Origin of the sequence: Tepidanaerobacter sp. EBM-49 (genome assembly GCF_001896645.1) — a bacterium.
Lineage (GTDB): Bacteria > Bacillota > Thermosediminibacteria > Thermosediminibacterales > Tepidanaerobacteraceae > Tepidanaerobacter > Tepidanaerobacter syntrophicus.
The window spans coordinates 27,737-43,144 of sequence record NZ_MPPE01000024.1; the positions used below are offsets into that span (position 1 = coordinate 27,737).

The 15,408-nt window shown below is 46.4% G+C and carries 16 protein-coding genes; 9 read left to right on the plus strand and 7 right to left on the minus strand.

What is annotated here, in order from left to right; genetic code table 11:
- The first annotated feature begins 6 nt into the window (after positions 1 to 6).
- The 9 genes from BUE08_RS03640 (at position 7) to BUE08_RS03680 (ending at position 8,636) form a co-directional block, all read left to right on the plus strand.
- The gene (locus BUE08_RS03640; RefSeq protein ID WP_022117855.1) at positions 7 to 198 is read left to right on the plus strand and encodes a hypothetical protein; all 192 of its coding nucleotides are present in this window, start codon (positions 7 to 9) and stop codon (positions 196 to 198) included.
- Positions 199 to 777: a hypothetical protein gene (locus BUE08_RS03645; RefSeq protein WP_286680379.1), complete on the plus strand. Its 579-nt coding sequence runs from the start codon at positions 199 to 201 to the stop codon at positions 775 to 777.
- A complete protein-coding gene (locus BUE08_RS03650; protein ID WP_286680380.1) occupies positions 774 to 3,245 on the plus strand; it encodes a glycosyl hydrolase family 18 protein in 2,472 nt (823 codons plus the stop codon). The genes BUE08_RS03645 and BUE08_RS03650 overlap by 4 nt, the downstream gene beginning before the upstream one ends.
- A gap of 79 nt (positions 3,246 to 3,324) precedes the next feature.
- Positions 3,325 to 3,738: a phage holin family protein gene (locus tag BUE08_RS03655; RefSeq protein WP_270189957.1), complete on the plus strand. Its 414-nt coding sequence runs from the start codon at positions 3,325 to 3,327 to the stop codon at positions 3,736 to 3,738.
- Position 3,739: 1 nt separating this feature from the next.
- Complete coding sequence (locus BUE08_RS03660; RefSeq protein WP_270189956.1) at positions 3,740 to 4,711, plus strand: GH25 family lysozyme; 972 nt, start codon at positions 3,740 to 3,742, stop codon at positions 4,709 to 4,711.
- Positions 4,712 to 4,828: 117 nt separating this feature from the next.
- Entirely contained in the window at positions 4,829 to 5,035 is a 207-nt protein-coding gene (locus BUE08_RS03665; protein WP_006291492.1) for an SHOCT domain-containing protein, read from the plus strand.
- A 52-nt stretch (positions 5,036 to 5,087) separates the two neighbouring features.
- Positions 5,088 to 6,647: a recombinase family protein gene (locus tag BUE08_RS03670; protein WP_270189955.1), complete on the plus strand. Its 1,560-nt coding sequence runs from the start codon at positions 5,088 to 5,090 to the stop codon at positions 6,645 to 6,647.
- 4 nt (positions 6,648 to 6,651) lie between these two features.
- Positions 6,652 to 7,068, plus strand: a complete 417-nt coding sequence (locus BUE08_RS03675; protein ID WP_270189954.1) for an integrase — start codon at positions 6,652 to 6,654, stop codon at positions 7,066 to 7,068.
- Complete coding sequence (locus BUE08_RS03680) at positions 7,068 to 8,636, plus strand: recombinase family protein (protein ID WP_286680381.1); 1,569 nt, start codon at positions 7,068 to 7,070, stop codon at positions 8,634 to 8,636. The genes BUE08_RS03675 and BUE08_RS03680 overlap by 1 nt, the downstream gene beginning before the upstream one ends.
- A gap of 70 nt (positions 8,637 to 8,706) precedes the next feature.
- On the opposite strand, the gene BUE08_RS03685 is transcribed toward BUE08_RS03680, so the two are convergent.
- The 7 genes from BUE08_RS03685 to BUE08_RS03715 form a co-directional block, all read right to left on the minus strand.
- Positions 8,707 to 9,357 (minus strand): CatA-like O-acetyltransferase, family 3, encoded by a 651-nt coding sequence (locus BUE08_RS03685; RefSeq protein ID WP_009242890.1) that lies wholly within the window; start codon positions 9,355 to 9,357, stop codon positions 8,707 to 8,709.
- A gap of 93 nt (positions 9,358 to 9,450) precedes the next feature.
- The gene (locus BUE08_RS03690) at positions 9,451 to 9,762 is read right to left on the minus strand and encodes a TfoX/Sxy family protein (protein ID WP_009242891.1); all 312 of its coding nucleotides are present in this window, start codon (positions 9,760 to 9,762) and stop codon (positions 9,451 to 9,453) included.
- Positions 9,763 to 9,766: 4 nt separating this feature from the next.
- On the minus strand, positions 9,767 to 10,399 hold the full coding sequence (locus tag BUE08_RS03695; RefSeq protein ID WP_009242892.1) for a GyrI-like domain-containing protein: 633 nt from the start codon (positions 10,397 to 10,399) through the stop codon (positions 9,767 to 9,769).
- A gap of 216 nt (positions 10,400 to 10,615) precedes the next feature.
- Positions 10,616 to 10,924, minus strand: a complete 309-nt coding sequence (locus BUE08_RS03700; protein ID WP_286680382.1) for a hypothetical protein — start codon at positions 10,922 to 10,924, stop codon at positions 10,616 to 10,618.
- A 461-nt stretch (positions 10,925 to 11,385) separates the two neighbouring features.
- A complete protein-coding gene (locus BUE08_RS03705; RefSeq protein WP_059031982.1) occupies positions 11,386 to 12,537 on the minus strand; it encodes a baeRF3 domain-containing protein in 1,152 nt (383 codons plus the stop codon).
- A gap of 371 nt (positions 12,538 to 12,908) precedes the next feature.
- On the minus strand, positions 12,909 to 14,201 hold the full coding sequence (locus tag BUE08_RS03710; protein WP_213997533.1) for an amidohydrolase: 1,293 nt from the start codon (positions 14,199 to 14,201) through the stop codon (positions 12,909 to 12,911).
- 1 nt (position 14,202) lies between these two features.
- On the minus strand, positions 14,203 to 15,390 hold the full coding sequence (locus BUE08_RS03715; RefSeq protein ID WP_213997532.1) for a M20 metallopeptidase family protein: 1,188 nt from the start codon (positions 15,388 to 15,390) through the stop codon (positions 14,203 to 14,205).
- Positions 15,391 to 15,408 lie beyond the last annotated feature (18 nt).

Sequence of the window (15,408 nt, forward strand, 5' to 3'; positions counted from 1 at the left end):
ATTTCTATGGCTTCATTTACACACGTGGCACAGGATGTCTCTCCTCAGTATGGACGCGTTACAAAGATCACCATCCGGGTATGCGTGACCGACTGCACTGGAACTGTATATATCACAGATATGCTCCTGCAGGGCGGCTCCATCGCCACCGGCTGGGTAGGCCATGTATCAGAAATTCAATGGACGGAGGACGGATAAATGCCGGAGTTTACACGCTTTACAGAGACAATTACAAAAAAACAGGATAAGCGCGTCGTAAACATCACGGTAAAGCCCACCGTCATAGATTGCACCGGTTCGGTCTGGTTTACCGACTTGATGCTGCAGGAAGGCGATAAAGTCACAGGCTTTGTCATCAACACCGAAACGTTTCTGGAAAAATACGATGGCGATGATGCTACAGACGGAAAGAGGTTTTATAACGGTATCGTCCGCTCCGCTGCTACCTGCGTCATCTTCAATCTCGGTACCACTGCTGCCGGTCTTGACTACAAGGTCTATCCGATTCAGGCGATGGCTGCCGGGTGTATATCGCTTGCGCTGGGTGAAGGTGCTCATAAGGCAACTTTCAAAGCAGCGGCTGCTGCCGGTGATGAATTTGACCTTTTTGCTTCTACGAGGAAGTGCCTGAAGAACGGTGCTGCAACATCCAAGGACGGCTTTTTCCAATACTCTGCTGCCGGTGACAGCAAGCACCCGATTACTGTGGCAGATAAAAAGTCTGCACGCATCTATGTTGAGTTTCAGGAAATGCAGGACGGAGGTGATGCCCTATGAGCTATGATTATTTGAAAGGCCGCAAATGCATGGTCTGGACATTCATGGGCAATTCCAGAATGTATCAGGCACTTGCCGCATATGGAGACCGCCTCTCGCAGGTAGGTCTCTTTTCTTTTAAGGTATCGCGCACCGGTGTCATCACAGAAAGCGGCGTGGCCATCTCCAATATGCTGACCTACATCAACAGCTGGCCGCATATCAAATGGCTGCTGACGATATCCAACGATGGCACGAACAGTATCTTTGCTGCTCTCCGGGATAACACCGACGGTGCTCAGGATACCTTCCTTTCGGAGATCGTCCGCATTATGGAAAAATACCCGTGGTGCGACGGCATCGACATCGACCTTGAGAAGGGCGACGGGTATTCCACGCACGCTGCCTCCACGGCAATGTTTCGGAATATATATAACACAGTAAAAGGATATGACAGCAGCAAGCTCATGAACATCTGTCTGCCGGGCATGAATTCCATCAACGGCTCGGTCGGCGGCGAGAACTGGTGCGTTTACGGCGACCTCAACGCTTACTGCGATACGGCGGCCATCATGAGCTATGGCATGGCGTGGGCAGGCTCTGCTCCCGGAGCCGTCTCTCCAAGAGACTGGCTTGAGGGCATTTACGACTATGCGGTCACAGTCATGAATCCGGAGAAGATATTCTTCGGCCTTCCTGCATACGGCTGGAACTGGCAGATTTATGATCTTCCTGCAAACCTCGGTAAAACCTATCGCGGCACATCAAATACCTATTACGCGGCAAAGAACTGGATGACCGGACAATACAACTTCACGGACGATGCTCCTCCGCAGCCCTTCATCCCGATCCTCGCATATTGGGATGACTACGATATGGTGCCTTGGGCGCTTCCGCAAGTCTACGACTTCATGGAAGGCAGAGATGCCACAAGCTATGAGTATCCTCTGATGAACGGAACCTATAACAGGAGGCATTACCTGACGGCTTACAGCAAAGAGCAACACACAGAGTTCGGTACCATTTATGTGGATGCGGATGGAACGACAAGCTCCTACTCCGGCATTGTATCCTTTGAAAATGGTGTGGCCACTCTCGGTGACGCTGGCTCTGCCACATATACCTTTTCCGTATCAAGCGCCGGAACCTACGACATCGCCATCCGCCTCTGCTATCCCTTCTGGGATAAAAACGGCATTTATGTTTCGATTGACGGCAACACGACGCATTTTACGGAAAGCAGGCTCTGGTGGCCATATTGGAGAAGCACCTTCTGGACGACGCTCGCCAGCAGCATTTCACTCTCTGCCGGTACGCACACCATCGTGATATCCGTGGATGTAAAAGGCGTACAGTTTTATGGCTACCGTGTTTGCAGCAGCTTTTCGGAGGCTCCCTCCGCAGGCACTGCGACCTTTACACTCTCTCCACGCCACTTTATCGACGTGGACGGCAATGAGTGTCAGCCGGATAGAGCTTTCAAACTCACCTGCGAAATGCTGAGACGAAAGCCGGACTCTGCCCTCATCTGGTATGAGGATTTCCGAGACTACGGTGTGCTGCAAACAAACTACTGGACGACGCTTTCAGGCTCTTGGACTGTATGGCGCGAGGATGAATATTCCGAAAGCCGCGTTTACTCCCAGCTTGACGGCTCCGGAAAGCTCGCATGGCGATACGATGGTTTTTTCGATATTCACCTGCGGGCAAGGCTGGCTTTTCCTGCGACAGGAAGTGGCAAAGCCGGAGTATTCTGTGGTGATCTGTTCTGCTGCCTAAATTATGATTCTCAGGCTGTGGAGCTTTATAACGGCAGCACGCTCCTTGGCAGCTACAGCCAGACCATAGAGCGAACAGCAAATGCAGACCTGCGTACCGATCCATCCATGTACACGGTCGAGTTGCGTATCCGTGGAAACAAGGTGCGTGTTTATTCCGGTTCTTCCTATACGCTTCGCTTCACAGCTACGGTCAGCGGCTTTTCCGGAGGCTATGCCGGATACCGTTCAGATAACCGGACGGTCTGCGAGCTGCTCCGCCTTGGCGATGCATGGACTTACGAGCCCTACGAGCGCTTTGATGTTACCTTCCCGGACGGCACAGTTACACAGTATGGAAGGATCAGCAGGTCGAACGCCACATGGGATACGGAATTTCAGGTGTTTACGCTGACCTCGGATATCGAGGAGGATGCGACACGCAGCGAGAGCATTTCTCTGGATTATGAGTTCTACCACTCCCATGAGCTTGCCCTGACCTGTGGCAACGATTATACGGTGACCATCACGCCAAAGGACATCGACATCTGGATATCAAGGCTCTTTCTCGGTGATGCTGACGGCTTTTCCATCCTCTACTATCAAGACGTGGATTCGCTCGTTTACTGGGCAAATGAAGCGGCCTACCGCTGGGGAGTGAGAGGCTTTGCCATGTGGTCGCTGGGACAGGAGGATATGCGGCTCTGGGAAGCGCTGCCAAAACAGATATAACTTCATACACGGATACAGTTCATGAGGCTGTCTGCAAAATGCAGGCGGCTTTTATTTTGCACAAAGGAGGGATTTTCTCATGAAAGAATTCTGGAACACGATCCAACTGGTATTTGCCGCTGTCGGAGGATGGCTTGGCTATTTCCTTGGCGGCTGTGACGGGCTCTTGATTGCGCTGGTGATCTTTGTGACCTGCGACTACCTTACCGGCATCATGTGTGCCATCTCAGACAAAAAGCTCTCAAGCGAGGTCGGCTTTAAGGGAATCTGCCGCAAGGTGCTGATCTTCCTGCTGGTAGGCATCGGAAACGTCATTGATGTTCAGGTACTCGGCCATCCGGGAGTGCTCCGCACGGCGATCATCTTCTTCTACCTGTCCAATGAAGGTCTGTCGCTGACGGAGAACGCAGCACACCTCGGCCTGCCGGTACCGGAGAAATTAAAGGAGGTCTTGGAGCAGCTCCATGACCGTCACGATGAGGAGGAAAAATAACATGACGAGAAAAGGAATCGACGTCAGTCATTGGCAGGGAACCATTGACTGGAATAAGGTCAAAAAGGCCGGTATCGAGTTTGCCATCATCAAAGCTGGCGGCTCCGATGCCGGTTTTTATACGGATAGCAAATGGGAAGCAAATTACAAAGGCGCGAAGGCTGCCGGTATTCCCATCGGCGCTTACTACTTTGTCGGAAAGGACTGCGTAACTGCTTCCGCCGGAAAAGCAGATGCAGAACGCTTCCTGCAAATCCTGAAGGGTAAACAGCTGGAATACCCGGTCTACATGGATAACGAAGCGCAGCCTGCCTCTGCCAAGGCCGGAATCACTGAGGCCACCATTGCTTTCTGTGAAACTATGGAAGATGCCGGATACTTCGTCGGGATCTACGGCTCCGCTGTTTCCGGCTTCAAAGAACGCATGGATGACACGAAACTCACGCCCTACGCTCACTGGGTAGCGCAGTATGCCAGCAAATGTTCTTATAAAGGCGACTACGGCATCTGGCAGTATTCTTCCAAGGGCTCTGTTGACGGCATCAGTGGTAATGTGGATATGGACTACGCCTATGTGGATTATCCTGCCATTATCCAGAACGGCAGCTTCAACGGCTTTACAAAGTCTGCGTCCGATGACAGCAAGCCTGTCACTCCTGCTCCGGTCACTCCGGCAAAGACCGTAGATGAGCTGGCGCAAGAGGTGCTGGACGGCAAATGGGGAAACGGAACCGACCGCAAAGAACGCCTCACCGCTGCCGGGTATGATTATTCTGCCGTGCAGGCAAAGGTCAATGCTCTGGTGAAAAAGCAGGAATCTACTCCTGTCTACTACACCGTAAAAAGCGGTGATACCCTCTCCGGAATTGCTAAGAAATACAGCACCACGGTTTCGGCGATCCAGAAGCTCAACCCGACGCTCATCAAAAACGTCAACCTTATTCTGACCGGCTGGAAGATCAGAGTGAAATAACTGAATATCCAATCTGCTATGCCTGCGAGTGTTCTTCGGAATGCCCGCAGGCTTTTTTTATTTTCCTCCGCTCAAAAAGGCAGTTCATCTCCAGTGGAAACTGGAGGTGGATATGTTATGACAGACGAAATCACAAATGTTCAATCTGGATATTTCACGCAGGAGCGGATTCAGGGCGATCTGGACTACCGCAGAGCACAGACAATCGCAAAGAAGATGCTCGATGACGGCCTCATTTCTGTGGCTGAATTTAACAAATTAACCGCCATCAATCGGGAAACTTTCTCTCCCTTGTTCGCGGAAATAATGCCGAAAATCCCTTGATATGTAGTCGCTTTAGAGTGATGTATAGACGTACGGAAAGGAGGTACTTCCCTTGAAAAAAGTTACGAAAATCGCGGAAACAGCGAACTCGAAAGTTAAACTCAAGAAGATCAGGGTAGCCGCCTACTGCCGCGTCTCTACGGATTCCGATGCCCAGCTTGAAAGCCTTGAGGCACAGAAAACCCACTACGAAAATTACATCACATCCCGTGATGACTGGGAGTTCGCTGGACTCTATTTCGACGAAGGCATCACTGGCACCAAGAAGGACAAGCGCCCGGAGCTCCTACGACTCATTGACGACTGCAAGGCCGGTAAAGTGGACTTTGTTATCACAAAATCCATCAGCCGCTTCAGCCGGAACACAACGGACTGCTTAGAACTGGTAAGAAAACTGCTCGCCCTGCACATTCCGATTTATTTCGAGAAGGAAAATATCAACACCGGCTCAATGGAGAGCGAGCTGTTTCTGGCAATTCTCTCCAGCATGGCCGAAGGCGAGTCTGTTTCCATATCAGAAAACAGCAAGTGGTCAATCCAGAAACGCTTTGAGAGCGGCACCTATAAAGTCAGCTACCCACCCTACGGCTACGATTGGGATGGCGAGCAGATGGTAATTAATCCGGAGCAGGCGGCTGTGGTAAAAGAAATCTTCGCAGCGCTGCTCTCCGGCAAAGGCACCCACGCCATCGCGGACGACCTGAACCGGCGAGGCATTCCTACCAAGCGAAACGGACGCTGGACAGCCACAACCATTCGCGGGATGCTCTCCAATGAGAAGTATGTCGGCGACTGCCTTTTCCAGAAAACGTACTCGGATTCACGCTTTGTCCGGCACAACAATCACGGCGAGCAGACACAGTACATGGTCAAGGATCATCACGAGGCAATCATCAGCCGGGAGGACTTTGAAGCTGCTCACGCTTTTATTCACCAGCGGGCAACGGAAAAAGGTGTCGTCAAAGGGAGCGACAAATACCAGAATCGCTACACCTTCTCCGGGAAGATCATCTGCGGCGAGTGCGGCGATACCTTTAAGCGCCGGATACACAGCTGCACCGGATACAAATACACCGCATGGTGCTGCAGTACCCACATCAAGGATAAAGATAAATGCCACATGCTTTTTGTAAAGGACGATGATCTGAAGCAGGCTTTCGTCACCATGATGAACAAGTTGGTCTACGCGCACAGGATCATCCTAAAACCATATGTGGACGCATTGAAAAACACTTCGTCTGATGACTCGCTTCGGCGCATTCAGGAAATACAGACCCTACTGGCGCAGAACACAGAAAAGCGCGAGACGCTGACAAAGCTCATGACACAGGGCATCATCGACCCGATCCTTTTTAACAAAGAAACGAACGAGCTGCTTTCTCAGGCAGACAGTTTCCGGGATGAGATCAACGCCTTAAAAAACGCTGTTTCCGGAGATGTAACAAAGGTCACAGCAGCCACAGCGCTTCTGCACTTTACAGAAAAAGGTGGAATACTTCATGAATTCGATGATGACCTGTTTAATGAATATGTGAACTGCATCATTGTCCGCTCCAGAAATGAAGTGCGCTTTGAACTGAAATGCGGTCTGACGCTTCGAGAAAGGATGTGAATACATGGGACATACACCCTACGGCTACAGCATTGAAAACGGCTGCGCCACGATTAAAGAGGATGAAGCCAATAAAATACGAAAGCTCTATGAGAATTACCTCTCCGGGATGGCACTGGCCAAGGCTGCTGCCGCTGCTGGCATTGAAACCTACCACGGCACGGCAAAGCGCCTGATGGAAAACAGGCACTACCTCGGAGACGACTTTTACCCGGCTATCATTGATCAGGAAACCTACGATAAAGCTGCCGCCATCCGATTTGAACGCGCCGGGAAACTTGGCAGGCTGAACAGGAAAAAGAGTGTAAAACCCGCAGCGTCTCCTACCGGCTTTCGCATGGCTGCGGCAGAGCAACACTATGAAGATCCGAGGCTGCAGGCAGAATACCTCTACAGCCTCATTGAAAGCGAGGTAAACTAATGGGAAATGTAATGGTGATTCCGGCCAGAAGGCAGGTCGGAAATACAGTAAAGCAATCAGCGCAGAAAAAACTCCGTGTTGCAGCCTACTGCCGCGTCAGCACGGATTCCGAAGAACAGGAAACAAGCTATGAGGCTCAGGTCACGCACTACACCGAGTACATTCAAAAGAATCCGGAATGGGAGCTGGCGGGCATATTTGCAGACGACGGTATCTCCGGCACCAACACAAAAAAGCGTGATGAATTCAATCGAATGATCGACGAGTGCATGGCTGGTAACATCGACATGGTCATCACCAAGTCCATCAGCCGATTTGCTCGAAACACTCTCGACTGCCTGCAATACATCCGGCAGCTGAAGGATAAGAACATACCAGTTTATTTTGAGAAGGAAGCCATCAACACGCTGGACGCTAAAGGCGAGGTGCTGATCACGATCATGGCGAGCCTTGCCCAGCAGGAAAGCCAGTCAATGAGCCAGAACATCAAACTGGGACTGCAGTACCGCTACCAGCAAGGTAAGGTGCAGGTCAATCACAATCGATTCCTCGGATACACCAAGGATGACAACGGGCACCTGATCATTGACTCGGAACAGGCAGAAATCGTAAAGCGCATCTACCGGGAATACCTCGAAGGCTCCAGCATGGATAAGATCGCCGACGGGCTTATGGCTGACGGTATCCTCACCGGCGCTGGCAAGACAAAGTGGCACACCAGCACCATCAACAAGATTCTCCGCAACGAGAAATACATGGGTGACGCACTCCTGCAAAAGACCTACACCACAGACTTCCTGACAAAGAAGCGCATCAAGAACAACGGCACCGTCCCTCAATACTACGTTGAAGGCGACCACGAAGCGATCATTCCAAAAGACCTCTTCATGCAGGTGCAGGCGGAGCTTGTGCGTCGCCGGGTAGTCCATGTCAGCCCGACAGGCAAGAAACGCAGCTTCTCCTGCAATCACTGCTTTGCACAGATGGTTTTCTGCGGAGACTGCGGCGAGCTTTACCGGCGCGTTCACTGGAATAACCACGGCTGCAAGTCCATCGTCTGGCGCTGCATCAGCCGATTGGAGCCGGGCTCCGCAGACACAAACTGCACCAACCGGACGATTAACGAGCTCCTGCTGCAGGAAGTCACGGTCACAGCCATCAATCAGATTCTGACAGAGCGCGGCACCTTCCTAAAACAGTTGCAGACCAATATCGCCAAGGCCGTAGTCAGCGCCGATACCCTATCGCCGGATGGCATTCAAGCTCGGCTGGAAGAACTGCAAAAAGAGCTCATCAAGAAGGCAAACAACAAGCAAGACTATGACGCCATCGCCGATGAAATTTTCCGGCTCCGCGACCAGAAGGAACAATCAGAACTCGACAGCCACCACCGGGAAGAACTCATGAAACGGATCAGGGAGCTGCAAGACTTCATCGCCGGGCAGGAAACCGACATCACAGAGTTTGATGAGGCTCTGGTCAAAAAGCTCATCGAGAAGATCATCGTCTTTGCCGACCACTTCACGGTGGAATTTAAGTCCGGGCTCACAATCAACATCGAAGCATAAAAAAGGCTCCCTTACTACCGATGATGGCAGTTTGGGAGCCTTGTGGCAAGTTCCTATACCTTTTTCTCAATCATCTCTTTACAAATAACGTGATTTCCTGCTCCAAGAGCCTAAATACATTTGCCACCAGATAACCATCAGCAATCGCATGATTTAGACGGACAGTCACAGGCATCACAAGTCTGCCGTTTTCCTCCCTGTATTTTCCCCAGTTGATGACAGGCGCAAAAAACATATGAACATCGGGCAGTTCAAGATGCATGGCATCATAAGACAGCCACGGTATACATGACGCATCAAACCAGTTGGGATGATTCATAATATCAAAACCATATTCTCTGGTCTTTTTTGCCTCTTCAGCATCACGCAGAGCTTCTGCGTAGAATTTCTCATAATCTTCATCGTATTCTGTATAGACAAGCGTGAAGGTTTCTGTATCATCATGAAAGATATACTGTATGGGATTGATCACATCATAACAGATCAGTTCGTCCGTTTCCCTAAGATACCCCATCCTGTAATCCTCGCGGGAATTCAGAACCTTTGACAGGATAAAAAGAAAGTTGATGTAAAACTTTGTCCCGATCTCTTTGGAATGATGAACAAGATCGGTAACATCAATCCTCGCTGTCATGGAAGTCGAACACGCACAATCTTCTGTGAAATGACGGAACACGCCTTTTCTATAGTAAGTTTCTTTATCGATCACCTTATAATTCATACTGCGTCAACCTCCGAAATAATGATCTGTTATTCCCTTTAATATATGGCCGCCTGTTGGTGCCGACAATGTGGGAGCCTTGGTGTATTTTCTTTATTTTTTCTTCGGCGCAGGTAGTTCCGAATACATCGCTTCAAGCAGTTCTGTAAGGAACTCCTTATTGTCAACATCATCTACGAGCAGCATTTCCTTCGCCCCTTCATATGGCAGTTCCATGTCTGCATTCGGCATCATTGCCACAGCGGACTTTGTAGGCTTCACAAGAAAGCGGTCATCGTAAATGCCGCCGATGATCTTGCCGCGATAATAGAAGATGTATTCTCCCATCATTGCCCGGTATGATATATCGTCCAGTTCTGACAACTGCTCCAATATGAAATCCAAGTATTCTTTGCTTGATGCCATAATCCTACCTCTCCCTTATCGGATGTCTGATCACTGTTTTTAGCTTTTCCGGTGCAACCTTTCTGGCATCACTCAGATAAATTTCATGATGCAAACGCTGCTCTGTAATATCCAGAACATAGCCCTGCTGCTCCATGTATTCGTGCATAAGTGCGACAGTGGCAGGCTCATCGTCATAAGAACCGATGTGCATGCACTGAACGCACAAGCCCTCATCATAGGTCAGAAATTCGACCTTTGAAAAGTCTGTCTTTTTCTTCTTGGTAGCTTCCTCAATCGCCCAGTCAAAATCAACCTTTGTAACGAAATCTGGCAGACGAATGACGGAGATCCACTCGAAGTTTTCTTTGTGAGCATAGTCGATCCCGGCGACACCATCCTGCCACCAGAATCCTTCCAGCGGAGGGACTACATAATCGAAATAACCATCAATCTGGTGATCTCCCTTTTTGCTCATCTTGATCGTGAAGGCGATACCATAGAGCAGCCCGATAGACTGCTTATATTCCCCATCCTCCGCATTCGGATCACCGTGTCCACGAACCGCAATATAATTCATGCTCGGAACCGTGATGATACCGGGCTTATTCTTCGGCATGTAGAATTCCTTATACTCTTTTTTATAATCAAAAGCCATAACGCTTCCTCCTATCTTTCCTGACATCTATCTCGCAGCCACAACTCCCCGACATCTAACTCGGCAACTCAACATATTGACATCTAACTTGGCAACTCAACTCTCACACTTTTTGAGCCGGATTGCCCTTGGATAAGTTACCGAGAAGCGTTTGGTCTGCCCGATGCCAAATTTGCCCGATTGCCAGAAAACCGCAGTATACTTAAGCTTTCGCGGCTATTTTCCTTCGACCCTTGACATCAAACAAACCGTCTCAACATGAATTGTATTTCTAAACAAATCTACGCCTATAAACTGACCATAATCTTTATTAATTTCATAGATTGCAGAGCGTCGGCCACCAATTGAATCTTCCATGCCATTGCAAACTAATAGTTTGAGCTTGAGTAAACTATTAACCGAGGAGGATACTGTAGAGTTGCTCAGACCAGTCAATTCAACTAATTGTGTTTTAGTCGCTCTCTGCTTAGAAAATAAATTAACTAAAATATTTGTTAAATTTTTTATTTTTAATTGATCTAGCATTTATCCACCAACTATAGCTTATTATGAAGCTCGTAAAAAGTATTTAAAATACATATGAATTATACTGTAATATTTACTTATTGTCAAATTGTGAAAATACCCAAATCTTGCTTTTTCTTTAGATCACATCAATTTATGCAAGTTTTACCTTAGCCTTAATATTTCTCAAGGCATAATTAAAAGGTTAGATATGATTATCCATTTTTCATCAAGGTTCCATAATTTTTTCGCAATCTTTGTGTTTATTGTCTGTTAATGTAATACTTCCTGGCAGTACTTTAATTTTAGCATTTTTGTCGTGTATGCCGCACATTATACTATTTTTAAACAAAATTATGTCTTTCTATTATATAGCTTTATATAAAAAGGTCCTTTGATCTCGTTTTATTGCTGTGCCATATCAAAGGACCTTTTTATTTTTTATGTCACTGGTATATATTTCATTACGGTTAAAGTTTCATTTAATACCTGAAAATTGCTGCTGCTCCGGTATCTGTCGGCATTCTTTCTTTTGGAAGTACGACTACTTCCCCCTTGTTTTTAAACACCATTTCAGCAAGATCGTCCAATATATCGCCTACCTCTACATCTTTTAAATCTCCTTCTATAAGTTCACTTGTTTCCCTATTAATTTTCCCCGGAATTATCCTGTCTGCCTCTACGAGTAAAGTTCCGACATTATTCGACAGCGCTGCTCTTGCAATCTGCGCCAAATCATCTGTAGCCAAAAACTTAGACCTTGCCAGTTCATAGGCATCAATTAATTTTTTTGTCTTTCCTAAATATATTGGCTCCATTTTTTCCCATGCAGCATCTTTCAATTCGCTTACTGTTAAGGAATTAAAAGCTGTTTCAATACCTTCCTTCATTAGAAAAGGATTGCGGCTGATTTTTTTAAAAAATGTATGGTGTTCTTTTAAGGCTATTAACATAAGAGGCAATCCTGTGGGGCGAGAATAATTTTCCCAAACTACTTTGTCTACATATCTAAAAAATTTTTCTGTCTCACTATCAATTATATCTTTTTTACTGCCTTGCCCATAAAACACGCCGCTTCCCATAGAACTAACAGTTCTTGCGCTTAACGAAGGTTCTTTGCGGCCATAAGTTTCCCCTAAGGCTTCTTCAATGGTCGTTGGGATGTCAGGTGGAATTTTAACTTCCTTAAATCCATATCTATTGCCTTCATAAAGCTTAAATTCTTTTCTATTAAGTCCTAAAAGATGATAGCGATCTGCTGACTGAAAAATTCTTATGAGGGGTTTGATATAAAAGGTATCAGCTACTACCACTACCTCTTTTACAGGTCTTGGAAGATTATATACTATACATCTGTCTTCTGTAGCAAGCACTGCCAAGCCATCTAAGGTATAATTCCAAAACATTTTTTCTTTGGCTATGGCATAAAAAGGTTTCATGATATTGACTATTTCTCTTTTTGGGTGTTTTCGCATTAGCGAATCTTCCACTTCTCGAATAAGATTCTTAAATCTAATTGCATCCTGTTTATTTTCAGGACTGTAGCGGTGGGTCGGCTGATAAAGTGAGATAAAAGGGGGATTTTTCGCATTTAAAATCTCGTGAGGAAAATCATTTACAATCTCATAAAGCATATTTTTTCCCTCCTAAACCGTCATATAGTGAGCCTACTGTCTTCACGCAAGTATGCATGCATTATATAAAGCAGCTACCTGCTTAATACAATAATACACTAAATTAAGAGATAAATCCATTAATTTCTGATTTTGAGAAATTTTTGTTTTCAAGAAGTACACAAAGTACACAGAGGGACGGTTCTTTTGTGTTCTTTTGTGTTATTTTCGTATTTTTCAAATAAAGTTTCCAAAGCACACAAATATTACTATTTTCAGCCTCAGCAAAAGATCTTTATCAAAAATAACCTTGAGATTCTCATCTTAACTTCACTCAGAATGACAAAAGTAAAATTGGCGCACATAAAAAAGCCGGATGGTAAAATCCGGCATTAGATAAAATTTCTAAGAGCTAAATGTGCACATATTTGAATGGCTACTTTAAGGCAGGATTCATCAAAATCAAACCTGTTTGTATGATGATCGGATGCAATTGGAGTTTTAACTTGAAAATAAAGGGCTTTACCCCCTTGTGATTGAACCCTTTCCATGAAATATGTAGCATCATCACTGGCGCCAAAGTTACTTTCATTTTCTATTTTCGAAATTCCTAAGCTCTCACCAATCTGTTTTACTGTTTTAGCAAGCTCTTCATCGCCTTTGGCACTTGGCGCACTGCCGGCATCTTTGATGTGGCAGCCAAGAGTGTACATATTTGCGCAAGCCTTAAGTATGATTTTTGCTTTCTCCTGCATGTAATTATTTAATGCTGTAGTCTCGCCTCTAGTTTCAATTTTCATATGAGCACTTCCGGGTATTATATTGGCAGCTGTGCCTGCTGTCAATACGCCAACGTTTATGCGAGTGATTCCTTCACTGTGAGGTGCTATGGCGTGCAGATTAAGAGCTGCAGATGCAGCCCCCAGCAGGGCGTTTTTCCCTTCTTGCGGGCAAGCACCGGCGTGGGCAGTTTGACCTATATAATCAACATCTATTTTTGATGTAGCTAAAAAACCTGTGGTCTTAGCTACAAGGCTCACTGAATCAGCGGCTCCAAAGCCTATGTGAAAAGCAAAAAAGTAATCCGCATCATCTACGACACCTGCCTCCACCATGGCTTTCGCGCCTCTTACCCCCTCTTCAGCCGGTTGAAAAATAAGCTTTATCGTTCCGGATAAATCATCTTTGATTTTCATAAGAATTTCTGCAAGAGCCAGTCCCACTGCTGTATGACCATCATGGCCGCAAGCGTGCATTATTCCGTCATGCACCGAAGAAAAGTTTTCTTTGTGTGGTCTGTGCTCATCATCTTGAGCTTCTGTAATACTTAGGGCATCCATATCAAAGCGAAAAGCCATCGTAGGACCCGGTTTATCGGTATGAAGAATTCCTACAACCCCCGGCAGATTTTCCATCATCTCTATTATTTTAGGGTCCGCCCCTTCTTTTATCGCCCGCTTTATTTCATTTAGTATTTCCTTCTGCGAGGGAAAACCCATGATCGCTTCTTCTTTTAGAATTTTTCTGCCAAGTTTTACTTCATAGCCTAAATCCATGAGAATTTCAGCTACTTTACTGCTTGTGCGAAACTCCGTCCAGCCTACTTCGGGGTATTTATGAAAATCTCGGCGATATGCAATAACTTTCGGTTCTATCTTATTTACCAATGTTTTTATATCATCCATGCTATTCCTCCTGCTGCAACAGTTCCATGCTCAGTACCACTAGTGCCTTAATGCCAATGGGTATGCAGCCTTCATCAAAAATTACGCGGCTATTGTGTAGGGGCAATATTTCCTTGGTATTTCTCGAAGAAGAACCTAATTTCATATATACCGACGGCACCTCTTGAGAAATAAAGGAAAAATCTTCGCCGGAAGTTTCCTGGGGAATATCTTTTATAGTATCTTTGCCCATCTTTTCGATAAGAATTTCTTTTACTTTCTGCGTAAGGCTAACATCATTTATTACCATAGGATATCCTTCTAGATAATTCATTTCAAAAAAGGCACCATGGCCGTAAGCTACACCCTTTCCTACCTGGTTCATATATTCCTTAATTTCATCTTCATATCCCGGCGTCATGATTCTTACAGTGCCTTCCATCTCCACTTTATCACATATAACGTTGTATCTCTGGCCGCCTGTGATTTTGCCAATGGAGATAACTACACTGTCCCGAGGATCTATCCGCCTTGATACTATAGTTTGCATGCTTGATATTACATCCGCAGCCGCTACCAATGCATCTATTCCTTGATGGGGAGCTGATGCATGACCGGATTTACCTGTTACTTTTAAAAAGAACCGATCTGATTTAGCTGTGCAAGGTCCGGAACATAAACCGATTTCGCCTACATAAAGCTGTGGCATTACATGTAGTGCTAAGGCATAGTCTACCTTCGGATTTTTAAGTATTCCTGCATCTATCATTGCCTTAGCCCCACCCTGTGGACTGCACTCTTCTGCCGGTTGAAATACAAATTTTATTTGCCCACAGATGCGATCTTTGTATTTTGATAACACTTTAGCTGCGCCAAGCAAAATAGCTGTATGAATATCGTGACCGCAGGCATGCATGATGCCGGCGACTTTTGAGCTAAAGGGAAGTCCGGTTTCTTCCTCAATAGGAAGTGCATCCATATCGGCTCTGAGGAGTAGAGTTTTTCCCGGTCGGTCGCCTTCCAAAATCCCTACTACGCCGTATCCGCCCACGCCTTCTTCCACCTTAAGGCATAAAGACTTTAATTCCTTTGCAACTAGTTCCGAAGTAGCTTTTTCCTCATAGCCCAGCTCCGGATTTTGATGAATATGTCTTCTAATTGATATTATATGTTCTAAAATCTCGGATATTTGTTTTTCCAATTCTTCCATGCGATTTAGGCACTCCTT

What these genes read in the sequence shown, in the direction of transcription:
- BUE08_RS03665 (WP_006291492.1), top strand. Translation starts at nt 4,829, where the DNA reads ATGACAGACGAAATCACAAATGTTCAATCTGGATATTTCACGCAGGAG.
- BUE08_RS03655 (WP_270189957.1), top strand. Translation starts at nt 3,325, where the DNA reads ATGAAAGAATTCTGGAACACGATCCAACTGGTATTTGCCGCTGTCGGA.
- BUE08_RS03690 (WP_009242891.1), bottom strand. Translation starts at nt 9,762, where the DNA reads ATGGCATCAAGCAAAGAATACTTGGATTTCATATTGGAGCAGTTGTCA.
- BUE08_RS03685 (WP_009242890.1), bottom strand. Translation starts at nt 9,357, where the DNA reads ATGAATTATAAGGTGATCGATAAAGAAACTTACTATAGAAAAGGCGTG.
- BUE08_RS03660 (WP_270189956.1), top strand. Translation starts at nt 3,740, where the DNA reads ATGACGAGAAAAGGAATCGACGTCAGTCATTGGCAGGGAACCATTGAC.
- BUE08_RS03715 (WP_213997532.1), bottom strand. Translation starts at nt 15,390, where the DNA reads ATGGAAGAATTGGAAAAACAAATATCCGAGATTTTAGAACATATAATA.
- BUE08_RS03640 (WP_022117855.1), top strand. Translation starts at nt 7, where the DNA reads ATGGCTTCATTTACACACGTGGCACAGGATGTCTCTCCTCAGTATGGA.
- BUE08_RS03680 (WP_286680381.1), top strand. Translation starts at nt 7,068, where the DNA reads ATGGGAAATGTAATGGTGATTCCGGCCAGAAGGCAGGTCGGAAATACA.
- BUE08_RS03695 (WP_009242892.1), bottom strand. Translation starts at nt 10,399, where the DNA reads ATGGCTTTTGATTATAAAAAAGAGTATAAGGAATTCTACATGCCGAAG.
- BUE08_RS03675 (WP_270189954.1), top strand. Translation starts at nt 6,652, where the DNA reads ATGGGACATACACCCTACGGCTACAGCATTGAAAACGGCTGCGCCACG.
- BUE08_RS03650 (WP_286680380.1), top strand. Translation starts at nt 774, where the DNA reads ATGAGCTATGATTATTTGAAAGGCCGCAAATGCATGGTCTGGACATTC.
- BUE08_RS03710 (WP_213997533.1), bottom strand. Translation starts at nt 14,201, where the DNA reads ATGGATGATATAAAAACATTGGTAAATAAGATAGAACCGAAAGTTATT.
- BUE08_RS03705 (WP_059031982.1), bottom strand. Translation starts at nt 12,537, where the DNA reads ATGCTTTATGAGATTGTAAATGATTTTCCTCACGAGATTTTAAATGCG.
- BUE08_RS03645 (WP_286680379.1), top strand. Translation starts at nt 199, where the DNA reads ATGCCGGAGTTTACACGCTTTACAGAGACAATTACAAAAAAACAGGAT.
- BUE08_RS03700 (WP_286680382.1), bottom strand. Translation starts at nt 10,924, where the DNA reads ATGCTAGATCAATTAAAAATAAAAAATTTAACAAATATTTTAGTTAAT.